Source organism: Jatrophihabitans lederbergiae, assembly GCF_031845305.1.
In the GTDB taxonomy this organism is placed as follows: domain Bacteria; phylum Actinomycetota; class Actinomycetes; order Mycobacteriales; family Jatrophihabitantaceae; genus Jatrophihabitans_A; species Jatrophihabitans_A lederbergiae.
Genome location: NZ_JAVREH010000003.1, coordinates 102187 through 114314 on the forward strand (window position 1 = coordinate 102187; position 12128 = coordinate 114314).

A 12128-nucleotide genomic window follows, 5' to 3' on the forward strand; every position below is an offset into this window, starting at 1 on the left:
CTACCAAGCCTCGGAGTTCGGGGGTTGTTGCCGTGCGGAGGAGCCAGCCGCCCCGCGCGACCGGAGGAAGGCGCCGATGAGCTGAGTGACGTGCTCGTCGGCGCTCGAGGCGGACACCGTCGCGGCCTCGTCGCCGAGCTGCTGGCCGAGATCGCGCTCCCAGCCCGCCCGCAGCAGTCGCGCGGTCTCACCCGCTGACCTGCCGGGCTGCTGAGCCAGTTGTGAGGCCAGTTCAGTCACCCGCGCATCCAGCGCGTCATCGGCGCAGACTTCGCTGACCAGACCCCACTCCGCGGCCCGCGCGGCGTCCAGCGTCATGTCGGTGAGCATCAGCATGGCCGCTCGCCGCATGCCCACGGCGCGCGGCAACAGCGCGGTGACTCCACAGTCCGGTGACAGCCCGATCCGGGAGTAGGCGGCGCAGAAGGTCGCTGATTCCGCGGCGATGGCGATGTCGGCCGCCAGCACCAGACCGAGGCCGCCGCCGGCCACCGGTCCGTGCACCGCCGCGATGATTGGGACGGGCGCCGCACGCAGGTGCAGCAGTCCCTCGTGCAGCGTGTCGGCCAACTGGCCGATGAACGCCGGTCGGTCAGGGGCCGCGGCCATCGCTCTGACGTCACCGCCGGCGCAGAACAACCCGCCAGTACCGGCGAGAACCACCGCTGCCACGTCCTTCAAGGTAACGATCAAGCGCGCTGCATCCCGAAATGCCGTGGCCAGTGGCAGATCGATCGCGTTGCCCTGGGCGGGCCGGTTCAGCTGGAGGGTGACGACGGCGTCCGAACGCGTGAACTGAAGCGGCGAGAGATCGTCTTCGCGGGTTAGGTGCACCTGAGGGCCTTTCGTCGTGTTAGCACACGCTAGCGCGCAGACCACCTTTGGTGGAGAACCAGTCGCTATGCGCGCGCATTTTTGGCCAGAGGTGGAGGCATGCGCGGCCACGCTTCAACCGTTGGCTGATGTGGCCCGGAGTCAAGTTGGCAAAGATGAACTGACCGGATAATTGAGCGATATTGGTGGTGGGTATGAAGCCGCTCCTGGTGCTGTCGGAGTCTGACCGAACGGATCTGAAGAACACGCTGGCGAACGTAGAGGTGAGCCCGTACAAGGACTACCCGACCTTTCGACGGCACGTGGCGGAAGCAGCGCGGGCGGCCGGCATCCCGAAGTCGGTTCGGCACGCCTGCGATCAGATTCGCAGCGAACGAGCCCAGGGCATCGCCGAGGCGCACGTGCTGCGCAACTGCCCGATCGATGACGAGATCCCGATCCTCGACAACGAGGATCCCTCCGGTGACAAGCGGGCACTCAAGCACACCTTCGTGGCCGAGGCCTGGCTGGAGCTGTTCGGTCGGCTGTCCGCCACACCGCTGCTGGCCTACGCCACTCGGTTCGGTGGCGACTTCTTCACCGACGTGGTCGCGATCAATCGTTACAAGGGCCAGCAGACCGGCTACAGCGACGGCGAGGTGGTGTTCCACAACGACCGCACCGCCCATCCGGTCCGCGCCGATTACATCACGCTGCTGGGCATGCGGTGCCCGCCGGACGAGCTGATCTACACCGGCTTCGTCTCGGGTCGGCTGCTGCTCGCGCTGCTGGAGCGAGACGTACAAGACACCCTGCGGCAGTCCTACTTCATGACGCCGTTCGATGTGGTGTCACGCGATGCCGGCATCGCGATGGAGGCATCACCCTCTCACGCGATCCTCAGCGGTGGTTACTCCATCCGTTACCTGGACACCCACACCACGGTGGCCGCCGATGCACCGTCCGAAGCCAAGGACGCGCTGCTGTCGCTGAAGAATGCACTGTCTCGGGCAGAGAAAACCCGGCATCGGTTGCTGGTCGGCGACATGCTCACGTTCGCCAATCAAGATGGCTTGCACAATCGGGAGCACATCGAGATTACCGATCCCGACAGTGCCTTGCAGCGCTGGCTGCTCAAGACTTACGCCTTTCGCGACCAGGCCGCCGCTGACGTCCACGACGGTCGCTGGGTAGACGGGATCCCCGGCAAGGTTGGTGACTAGGACCGGTCCCGGCTCTCGCTGCCACGTCACGTGAAAACCGCTCACCACAACCAAGGGAACAATCATGTCTGACCTCAGTGCCTTGCCCTCTCTGCCGACGCTGTACACCGGGATCCCCGGCGAGTCCTTCGGCCCGCGCGAGATGGTGTTCCAGCCCGTGGTGCGCGACGGCCGGGTCGGCGCTGAGATGCACTCGCTCTACTCGACCGCCGAGACCGGGGTGGACGGACCCGCCGCGGCGATCATGCGCTATCTGCCGGGCGCCGACGCGCCGGCTCATCTTCATCCCGGCTACGAGATCATTTGGATCATTGAAGGTGAACTCGAGACCGACGACGGCGTGTACCCGGCCAACAGCTTGCTGGTGATGCCACCCAACAGCGTGCACGCCCCTCGTAGTCCGAAGGGCGCGGTAGGCCTGGTGATCTGGGAGCAGCCGGTCGCTCGCAACGCACCGTCGAGCGATCTGGAGGTCCCAGGTGTCCTCGCCGCGACTGAACTCGCCTGACATGCTCGGTGCGCTCGCTCCGGTGAAGCCGCGATTCGGCCCGCGCCACCGCTGGGTTGTGCTCGGCGTCGGTGTCGCTGCCCAGGCCAGCTTCTCCGCCGCCATCACCGGTCTGCCGGTCACCGGGCCCACCATGCGTGCCGCCTACCATCTGTCCACCGCGGGTGTCGGCTTCGTGCTCGGCTCGATCTATCTCGGCATCGCGGTGTCAGAAATAGTGTGGGGTCTGTGGACCGACCGCTTCGGTGAGCGCAAGATCCTGCTGATCGGGCTGCTGTCCACGGCATTGGCACTGGCACTGATGGCCGCGCTGGTAGTTCCACACGGGTCGAGCACTCCCTCGATCGGCCTGCTGGCCGTCGCCATGCTGCTCGTCGGCGTGCTGGGCGGAAGTGTGAACGGCTCGTCGGGCCGGGCGGTGATGTCCTGGTTCCGTGATGGCCAGCGAGGGTTGGCCATGAGCATTCGGCAGACCGCCATGCCGGCCGGCGGCTCGATCGGAACGCTGCTGCTGCCCTGGCTGGCCCGAAACCATGGTTTCCGCCCAGTCTACCTGGTGCTGTCCGCGTTCTGCGTCGCAGCGGCGGCCGCGGCGTGGCGGTGGCTGCATCAACCCGAGTCCATGGCCGGAGCGGCGCCCAAGGCCGCCCGTTCCGAGTCGGCCGTGTCGCCCCTTCGCCGCAAGGATGTCTGGCGGCTGGCCACAGCCAGTGCGATGTTGACCTTTCCGCAGCTGGGTGTTCTCACCTTCGCCGCGATCTACCTCACCGACGTCAAGCACGCAAGTCTTGCGGTTGTCGTCGCAACCCTGCTGGTAACGCAGGTAGGTGGTGCGGCAGCGCGTATCGGCAGCGGTCGCTACACCGATCTGCACGGCAACCGCCGGGGCATGGTGCGTGCGATCGGCGTCGCCTCCGGCATCGTGCTCATCATCGCCGCCCTGCTCAATGGTGCTCCGACCCTGGTCGTGGCCACGGCTCTGGCGATCGGCGGCCTGCTGGCGAACGCATGGCACGGTGTCGCCTATACCGAGATCGCCTATATGGCGGGGGCCGAACGAGCGGGTACGGCGCTCGGGCTAGAGAACACCACCGTGTTCGGTGCCGCCTTCCTGACTCCACTGCTTATCCCCTTCCTGTTGGACCGCTCGTCCTGGCCGGTCGTCTGGGTGGTCATCGGCGCAATCGCTCTGCTTGCGCTGCCGACCACCCCGCGCAACCCCGCCGCGGTCACCTCCACCCAGAACTGAGGAACGATGAACGCTGTGCCTGCGGTGCGCCGCATCTCCATCTTCGATACGACCCTGCGGGACGGCGAGCAAGCGCCGGGCAATGCGATGTCCACCGCGGACAAGCTCGAGCTCGCTCTGCGGCTCGAGGCGCTCGGCGTCGACTGCGTCGAAGCCGGCTTTCCGGCCTCTTCTCCCAATGACTTCGAGGCAACCCGCGCGATTTCCCAGGCGTTGACCCGGATTCCCTTCGCCACGCTGTGCCGGGCGGTCCGCTCCGATGTCGCCACAGCGGTCGAGGCCGGTGGCGCGGCCAACCACGTCATCCAGATCATGGGCACCGGCAGCGACGTGCACCTGGAACACAAGCGCGGCATCACCCGGAAGGAGGCGATCGCGGAGCTGGTCGACACCGCCATCTTCGCCAAGTCCCTCGGGGTCGAGGTGCTCGGACTCGGTATCGAGGACGCCACCCGCGGTGACCCGCAATTCCTGCAAGCCCTGACCGAAAGCGCGGTTGAGGCGGGCGCGGACTACATCCCCGTCGCCGACACATCAGGCTGCATGACTCCGAATGAGTTCGGTGATCTGATCGGGCAGATCAGAACCTGGGCTCCTGCGCCGGTACGAATCGGGTTGCACTGCCACAACGACTTCGGCCTCGCTCTGGCGAACTCGGTGGCCGGCCTGGAGGCCGGCGCCGATGACGTCCAGGTGACCCTCGGCGGCATCGGCGAGCGTGCCGGAAATACCGCTCTCGAAGAGCTGTGTGCGCTGATCGCATACAAGGGCCACAAGCTCGGGTTGTCGACTGGGGTGGATCTCACCGGCATGTACAGCGTCTACAACCGATTGCGGGAGGTGATCCGGCTCGAAGAGCCGCGCACCAAGGCGATCTTCGGCCGCTACGCCTTCGGCACCGCAGCGGGAATCCATCAGCACGGGATGCTGCGCAACCCCGAGACGTATGAGTACGTGGAGCCGGCACAGTTCGGCCGTGACCGTTCCCTGCTCATCAGCCGGCACTCCGGCCGGGCAGTGCTGCGGTACCTGCTCGAACAGATCGATGTCCATCCCGATGAGGAGCAGTTGGCGGAGCTTTACCGCATCCACATCGCCGAGCGGGTGGACGGTGACTGCGAGGACATGTCCGTGGTTCAGGCGCGCCTTGCCGCCGAGCTGTCGCCGGCTTACTCCGGCGCCTCGGCCTGAGGGCAGACGCGGGATCGGGCGACGCCGTGCTTACCCACATCGTGTCCTTCAGCCTTCTACCCGGACGCTCCTGGTCAGATCCTGAGGTGCTGCGGGCCGAGCGCATCACCGAGGAGCACTGGCGCCACATTCCAGAGATCCTGTCCTGGAAAGTGGGCCGCAATTCCACACCCCGCGCGGCCGCCCGCGACTTCGCGTTGATCGGCGAATTCGCCGATCGCGTGGCACTGGAGCGCTACCTGATCCACCCCGATCACCAGCGCGGCGCGGAGGCTTGGGCCGCGTTGAGCACCTGGGTGACTGTGGATCTGGACGGTGCCGCCGATCTCGTTCTGGACAATCGAAAGGACGCCTGACATGGACCTACATCTCGAGCACATCAAATGTGTTGTCGTCGTGGCGGACTCGCTTGCCTCCGGACTTCAGGCCAACGCGGCCAGCGTCATCACCATGACGCTGGGCCAGCGCTGCGTGGAGCTGGTCGGGCCGGACGTCAAGGACAGCGACGGCGTGATCCATCCCGGCGTGGTCCGCGTCCCGGTGCCAATCCTGACGGCGCCGGCAGAGCAGATCGACGCCATCTGGAAACGCTCGGACAGTGACGGCCTGGTGCGCGTGGGCTTCACCGCGCTGGCCCAGTCCTGCCGCACGTACGAGGAATACGTCGATCGCCTCGGTGCGACGCCGACCGCTGACCTGCGTTTCGTCGGGGTCGGCCTGTACGGGAACAAGAAGGACGTCAACCGGATGGTTGGCAGCCTGCCCCTGCTGCGCTGAACCTCGGCGAGTGCGCCGACGACACATCCCACCATCCCCGAATCCCGAAGCGGGCCATCTTGTTCACTCTCTTCCGACCAGAACTCGGCGAGTATGCCCAGCAAGTCATAGCCGAGCACCGCCGCTATTACGCAGGGGGCATCCCGGCCCCCGAGTTGCAGAGCTTGCAAACCGAAAGAATCCGGGCGACCCTGCGGTACGTCAGGCAGAATTCACCTTTTTACCGTCGGCTGCTGCGCGATCACAGCGCCGAGGCACTCGCCGGGGTGACAACGGAGTCACTGCAGGAGCTGCCGTTCACGACAAAGGACGATCTCCGGGCGGAGCTGTTCGATGTGCCGTCGCAGCCCCTGGACAAGGCATGGACGTTCTACGAGACAACCGGCACGACCGGTCGTGCCACCCCGTGCCCCCGCGACGAGCGAGATTCCATCGTCAACAACACGGCGTTGACGCTGTCCTACGAGGACATCTTTCGCCAGCATGGCGATCGGCACGTGGTAGCTGTGCTCGGGCCGACCGAGCTGCACTCAACGGGGGATACGTTCGGTGACGTACTCCGCAACCTAGGGCACACCGTGGTGAAGATGTGGCCCCACTCACCGGTGGTCGGCATCCCGCGGGCGTTGACGCTGCTCGCCGAACTCGGGGTCACCGCAGTGGTCTGCACGCCGGGAATGGCAATCACCCTGGCCAAGGAACTGCGCAGGTCCGGGGCCGATCCCAAGAGCGCCTTCCAGATCAGGCTGATGCTGGCCCTGGGCGAGCTCGCCGCACCGGCCATGCTGCAGCAGTTGGGGGAGTTGTGGGGGTGCGCCGTCTACAACTGCATGTACGCCTCCCAGGAATCTTCGATCCTGGCGTCCTGCCGTGCCGACGGCCTGCTGCACACCGTGCCACTGAACAACTTCTACGAGGTGGTGGACGATCTCGGGCGCCGGGTTGCCCCGGGTCCCGGCGCCGTCCGCGAGGGTGAACTGGTCATCAGCCATCTTTACCAGGGCGCCAAGCCGCTGATCCGTTACCGCACCGGCGACATGGTGCGGCTCGCCCCGTCCGCCGACTCAACCACGAGCCAGGTGCTGCGACCGATCGGACGGGTCCGCGACGCGCTGCACCTGGCCGGCCGGCCGGTGTGCGCATTCGACATCGAAGAGACGCTCTTCCTGCACATCCGGGGGGTGATCGACTACCGGCTGGTGATCGAGCAACGCGAGGGGGCCGACGTCGTCGTCGTGCACCTGGAACCTGTCGACGAGGCAGCCGGCGAGCAGATCGACAGAGTCGCGATCGCAGCAGCCGTGCGCGCGGAATTCGGAGTCGACTGTGAAATCGAGCTGGGCCGGATGGACGCGATCACCGGCACCGGTGCGATGGTGAGTTGGAAGGCCGCGCGAATCCACGATCGCCGTGATGGGGAGATCGAACCGGAGCGCCTCGCGGCCCTGGCCATTGCCTCGGCCCGGAGCAGCGCATGATGATCGTCGCGCATGGTTCAGCGGTGCAGACTCCCGGTGTGGCCGAGGGCGGTGCTCCCCGTCCTCGAACGGTCTACCACGGCGGCGCCTTCATGACTGCCGAGGACGTTCGACTGCCGGCCAGCACGCAGGCCCTGCACTACGGCACCGGCGTATTCGAGGGCATTCGTGGGTACTGGGATCCCACGGCGCACACCCTGCTGGTGTTCCGCTTGAACGAGCACCTGGAACGGCTCCAACGCTCGGCCGCCGTCCTGAGGCTCGACCTGGGCCACCCGATTGCGGAGCTGGCCGAGTTGGTGCTGGAGTTGCTGCGCCGCAACGACTGCCGGCACGACACCTACGTCAGGCCGATGGGTTACAAGCTCGCTTTGGAGCCCGGCACATCGTTCGGTGTACGGCTCAGCGGGGTGTCCTCGGCCCTGACGATGAGCGCGCTGCCCATGGGGAGCTACGTGGACCAGCGTGGTGTGCGATGCAAGGTGAGCCGGTTCCGTCGGGTGCCCACGAATTGCGTTCCCAGCTCGGCGAAAATTTCCGGGCTCTACGTCAATAACGCCCTCGCCATGGAAGACGCTGTCGCTGACGGTTGTGACGACGCGATCCTGCTCGATCTCGCCGGCAACGTGTCCGAAGCCACCACCTCCAACGTCTTCGTCGTCGGACGGGACGGCACCGTAATCACCCCGCCCGCCACGGCCGACCTGCTACCGGGAATCACTCGCGCCAGCGTGATCGAGCTGCTCGCGGCAGAGGCGGGTATCACCGTGGTTCAGCGCCTGGTGACGGTGGCGGAGTTGAAGGACGCGGCCGAGGTGTTTCTCACCGGCACGGGCGTCGAGATCGCCCCTGTGCTGTCGGTGGATGACGTCGGCTACGGCGGAGCTGCTGGACCGGTCACCCGGAAGGTGAAGGATCTCTACTCCCGGGTCGTCCACGGCGAGCTCGAGGCTTATCGACACTGGCTCACCCTGCTGACTCTTGGCTGACCTGAGCAGCACACCGCCCGCGTTCTCACCAATGGCGCAGGCGTCCCCGCATCGACTGCATCCATGAAGTGAGAGGTGAAGACATGCAGAGCACAACGATTGACCTGTTCTTGGATCTGTGCCTGCCCGAAGGTTCGGCACAATCGACCGTAGCGACGCTCGGACCTGCCGGAACGAGCAGTGAGACGGCTGCAAGGCGCCTCACTTCGCACATGGCAGCCGGCGCATCGTTGCGTGCGGACGAGTCGTCGTCCACCACCGTGTTGCACGACAGCTATGAAGACGCGGCGAACGCGGTGCGGAACGGATCGGCGCGGTTTCTCGTCGCCGCGAATGCCTATTCCAACATCGCCGAGTTCTACATGGATCCCGACCTGCGGCTGGTCGGGGCGTTCGTCCACGAAACCCCGCAGTACGGTATTGCCGTTGTCGATGTCGAGGCCGTGCCGGCGGAGCTGCGGGTAGCCACCCATCCGGCACCGACGCCGCTGATCCTGCAGCTGCTTCCGGTGGGAATGCGCGCTCGCGAGGTCGTTGCTGCCTCGTCCACCAGCATGGCTGCCCACGCTGCACGGTCCGGGGCCGTTGACGCTGCCCTGACCACCGGACCGGCTGCTGAGCTGTACGGACTGACCTTCATTTCCAAGACTCGCACCATCAAGATGCTGTGGTCGGTTTTCTGCTCAGCCGCTGATATCGAGCTGCCCGGCCCGGGCGTCCTGCTAGGCGAGTCCGACCTGTTCGGTGACACCTCGCGGGGCAAGCAGCCACGGCCGGACCTCCTTTCACCAGCCGCTCCGGTGGGCGCCTGACATGGGCTCGACCCTTGCCCAGAAGATCTGGGACCAGCATGTCGTACGGCGCGGCGAGGGCGGCGAGGACCTGCTCTACATCGATCTGCACGTGCTGCACGAGGTCAACACCCCGCAAGCCTTCGACGACCTTCGTGCGGCCGGGCGAAGCGTCCGGCGCCCGGACTTGACGGTCGCTACCGAGGACCACAACACGCCGACCGGAAAACTTGACGGTGCTGTCTGGGAGCTGGCGGGACGGCGGCAGTCCAATCTCATCCGGGCCAACTGCGCCGAATTCGGAATTCCGCTGCACCGCCTCGGTGACAGCTCCCAGGGAATCGTGCACGTGATCGTTCCCGAACTCGGTCTGGTCCGTCCCGGGATGTCGGTGGTCTGCTGTGATTCGCACACGACCACACTCGGCGCCTTCGGTGCGTTGGCGTTCGGAATCGGCACCGGTCAGGTCGAGCACGTCCTGGCGACTCAGACGTTGCCGGTTCGGCGACTGAAAGACCTCGCGGTCGATGTCACCGGCGCGCTGCCCGGGGGCGTCACGGCCAAGGACCTGGCGCTGGCGTTGATCGCCCAGATCGGCACCGGCGGCGGTCAGGGGCACATCATCGAGTACCGCGGTGACGTCGTTCGGCAGCTCTCCATGGAAGCTCGGATGACCCTGTGCAACCTTAGCGTGGAAGCGGGATCACGCGCGGGTCTGGTCGGCGTGGACGACACCACGCTGACCTACCTGGCCGGGTGCCCCGACATGCCCGTCGGCACCGAGCTGGCCCATCAGCAGCAGCTGTGGCGCAGCTTCGTCTCCGACGCGGACGCTGTCTTCGACAAGCGGGTCGTGCTCGACGCCTCGGCCGTGACGCCCTACGTCACCTGGGGCACCAACCCGGCCCAGGCGGTGTCGCTGGCCGATCGGATCCCGGCCCCTGGTGATCTCGCGGACGAGGCCCAGCGCGGCGCGGCCGGACGCGCACTGGAGTACATGGGGCTGCGGCCGGGCCAGGCAATGCGCGACATCGATATCGATACGGTGTTCGTCGGATCATGTACCAATGGCCGGATAGAGGATCTGCGCCAGGTGGCCGAGGTGCTCGACGGGCGCCGGGTGGCCGACGGCGTCGACTTGATGATCGTCGCCGGTTCGGCGGCGGTGCGTCGCAAGGCTGTGTCGGAAGGCTTGGATCGGGTCTTCACCGAGGCGGGAGCCGACTTCCGTCCCGGTTCGGGTTGCTCGATGTGCTGCGGCCTGAACGAAGATCGCTTGCGACCGGGGCAGCGGGCGGCCTCTACCAGCAACCGCAACTTCGAGGGGCGCCAGGGAAAGGGAGCACGTACGCACATCGTGTCACCACCGGTCGCCGCCGCGACCGCGATTGCCGGCCGGCTGAGCGCACCGGCCGACCTGACATGAGGCAATGCCGAAAGCACTGGATGAGGGGACAGCCATGAAGGGCGTTTCGCTGCACGTCGGAACGGGTATGCCGTTGCGTCGTGACGATGTCGACACCGACCAGATTGCCCCTGCGCGCTTCGTGCCTTACTTCCGGCCGACCGGGTACACCAACATACTGTTCGCGGATTGGCGTGACTCGGCCGACTTCGTGCTGAACCTTCCTCAGTATCAGGGCGCAACGGTGCTGGTCGCGGGAAAGGACTTCGGTACCGGATCGTCGAGGGAGTCAGCGGTCTGGGCGATCCAGCATGCTGGCTTCAAGGCCGTCATCGTAGAGCGCTTCGGCGATATCTTCGCGGGCAATGCGCTTACCAAGGGGCTTCTCACAGTCACGGCGTCCGAAGAGGTCGTACACGATCTGTGGGAAGCTATCGAGGCGGATCCGTGGTTGCCTATCAGCGTCGACGTCGAGCATCGCGAGCTTCGGTATTCTCGGTCTATTGTCGCCTACGACATCGATGACGCGGCTCGGCACCGGTTGATGAACGGATCCGACTCGATCGCTGACACGCTGGCGTACGAGCAGGACATCCTGAGTTTCGAGCGCAACCGGCGCAGCCGGTGCGAGCCGGCCGTCCCGAGTGGCGGCGCAGACGGCACGTTCGCATAACCGACGTGAAAGGATCCTCGCAGTGACGATCAAAGTGGGAATCAATGGTTTCGGCCGGATCGGCCGCAGCTATCTTCGGGCGCTCTACGCCTCTGGGGCCGACATCGAGGTAGTGGCGGTGAACGACCTCACCGACGCGACCACCCTCGCCCACCTGCTTAAGTACGACAGCGTGCTCGGTCCGTTGGGCGGTGAGGTCAGCGCCGGCGACGGCGTGATCGTGGCCAAGTCCAAGCAGATCAAGGTCCTGTCCGAGCGTGATCCCGCGGCTCTGCCCTGGGGAGATCTCGGCGTCGACGTGGTCATCGAGTCAACCGGTGTTTTCACCGACGCCGTCAAGGCCAAGGCGCACCTGTCCGCCGGCGCGAAGAAGGTCATCATTTCCGCTCCGGCGAAGAACGAGGACCTGACGCTGGTGATGGGCATCAACGACCATCTCTACGACGGTGCTTCGCACAACATCGTCTCCAACGCTTCGTGCACGACCAACTGCCTCGCGCCGTTGGCCAAGGTGCTTGAGGACGGTCTCGGCATCGAGCAGGGCACCATGGTGACCATTCACGCCTACACCCAGGATCAGAACCTGCAGGACGCTCCGCACAAGGACCTGCGCCGGGCGCGCGCCGCCAACCTGAGCATCATCCCCACCACGACTGGGGCCGCGAAGGCCATCGGGCTGGTTCTTCCCTCGCTGCAGGGCAAGCTCGACGGTTACTCGCTGCGGGTGCCGGTGCCGGTGGGGTCGCTCACCGATCTTACCGTCCGGGTCGGGCGGGAGACGACCGTGGAAGAGGTGAACAGCTTGTTCCGTGCCGCGGCTGAGGGCCCGTTGTCTTCGATCCTCGAGTACACCGAGGATCCCATCGTCTCGGCCGACATCGTGACGAACCCGGCCTCGTGCATCTTCGATTCCGAACTGACCAAGGTGGTCGGCGGCCGGCACGTCAACATCTTCGGCTGGTACGACAACGAGTGGGGCTTCTCCAATCGCCTCATCGACACCACGAAGCTGGTGGGTGAGTCGCTCTAGT

Annotated in this window: 13 protein-coding genes; 12 read left to right on the forward strand and 1 reads right to left on the reverse strand. The window is 65.9% G+C overall.

The genetic code is table 11. The features are described from left to right. Window positions 1–834 carry an enoyl-CoA hydratase/isomerase family protein gene (locus tag RM423_RS03365; protein WP_311421578.1) on the reverse strand — a complete coding sequence of 278 codons (834 nt, stop codon included), beginning with the start codon at window positions 832–834 and terminating at the stop codon, window positions 1–3. 194 nt (window positions 835–1028) lie between these two features. Here RM423_RS03365 and RM423_RS03370 point away from each other — a divergent pair, with 194 nt between their 5' ends. From RM423_RS03370 to gap, 12 genes are all read left to right on the forward strand, one after another. After that, window positions 1029–2036, forward strand: coding sequence for a Fe(II)-2OG oxygenase family protein (locus RM423_RS03370; protein WP_311421579.1), 1008 nt, complete (start codon window positions 1029–1031; stop codon window positions 2034–2036). Window positions 2037–2100: 64 nt separating this feature from the next. Next, the gene (locus RM423_RS03375) at window positions 2101–2544 is read left to right on the forward strand and encodes a cupin domain-containing protein (RefSeq protein ID WP_311421580.1); all 444 of its coding nucleotides are present in this window, start codon (window positions 2101–2103) and stop codon (window positions 2542–2544) included. Continuing rightward, window positions 2516–3793 carry an MFS transporter gene (locus RM423_RS03380; protein WP_311421581.1) on the forward strand — a complete coding sequence of 426 codons (1278 nt, stop codon included), beginning with the start codon at window positions 2516–2518 and terminating at the stop codon, window positions 3791–3793. The genes RM423_RS03375 and RM423_RS03380 overlap by 29 nt, the downstream gene beginning before the upstream one ends. A 6-nt stretch (window positions 3794–3799) precedes the next feature. Further along, window positions 3800–4984, forward strand: coding sequence for a LeuA family protein (locus tag RM423_RS03385; protein ID WP_311421582.1), 1185 nt, complete (start codon window positions 3800–3802; stop codon window positions 4982–4984). A gap of 41 nt (window positions 4985–5025) precedes the next feature. Then, window positions 5026–5340, forward strand: a complete 315-nt coding sequence (locus tag RM423_RS03390) for a Dabb family protein (protein WP_311421728.1) — start codon at window positions 5026–5028, stop codon at window positions 5338–5340. A gap of 1 nt (window position 5341) precedes the next feature. Further along, a complete protein-coding gene (locus RM423_RS03395; protein WP_311421583.1) occupies window positions 5342–5761 on the forward strand; it encodes a DUF2000 domain-containing protein in 420 nt (139 codons plus the stop codon). A gap of 59 nt (window positions 5762–5820) precedes the next feature. After that, window positions 5821–7239, forward strand: a complete 1419-nt coding sequence (locus tag RM423_RS03400) for a phenylacetate--CoA ligase family protein (RefSeq protein ID WP_311421584.1) — start codon at window positions 5821–5823, stop codon at window positions 7237–7239. Then, window positions 7236–8228 (forward strand): branched-chain amino acid transaminase, encoded by a 993-nt coding sequence (locus tag RM423_RS03405; protein ID WP_311421585.1) that lies wholly within the window; start codon window positions 7236–7238, stop codon window positions 8226–8228. The genes RM423_RS03400 and RM423_RS03405 overlap by 4 nt, the downstream gene beginning before the upstream one ends. Window positions 8229–8440: 212 nt before the next feature. Next, window positions 8441–9040, forward strand: a complete 600-nt coding sequence (locus RM423_RS03410; RefSeq protein WP_311421586.1) for a type 2 periplasmic-binding domain-containing protein — start codon at window positions 8441–8443, stop codon at window positions 9038–9040. Between the two features lies 1 nt (window position 9041). Further along, a complete protein-coding gene (gene leuC / locus RM423_RS03415; RefSeq protein ID WP_311421587.1) occupies window positions 9042–10445 on the forward strand; it encodes a 3-isopropylmalate dehydratase large subunit in 1404 nt (467 codons plus the stop codon). Between the two features lie 34 nt (window positions 10446–10479). Further along, window positions 10480–11097, forward strand: a complete 618-nt coding sequence (gene leuD, locus RM423_RS03420) for a 3-isopropylmalate dehydratase small subunit (RefSeq protein ID WP_396327585.1) — start codon at window positions 10480–10482, stop codon at window positions 11095–11097. 22 nt (window positions 11098–11119) lie between these two features. Then, window positions 11120–12127 carry a type I glyceraldehyde-3-phosphate dehydrogenase gene (gene gap, locus RM423_RS03425; protein ID WP_311421589.1) on the forward strand — a complete coding sequence of 336 codons (1008 nt, stop codon included), beginning with the start codon at window positions 11120–11122 and terminating at the stop codon, window positions 12125–12127. The last annotated feature ends 1 nt before the right edge of the window (window position 12128 follow it).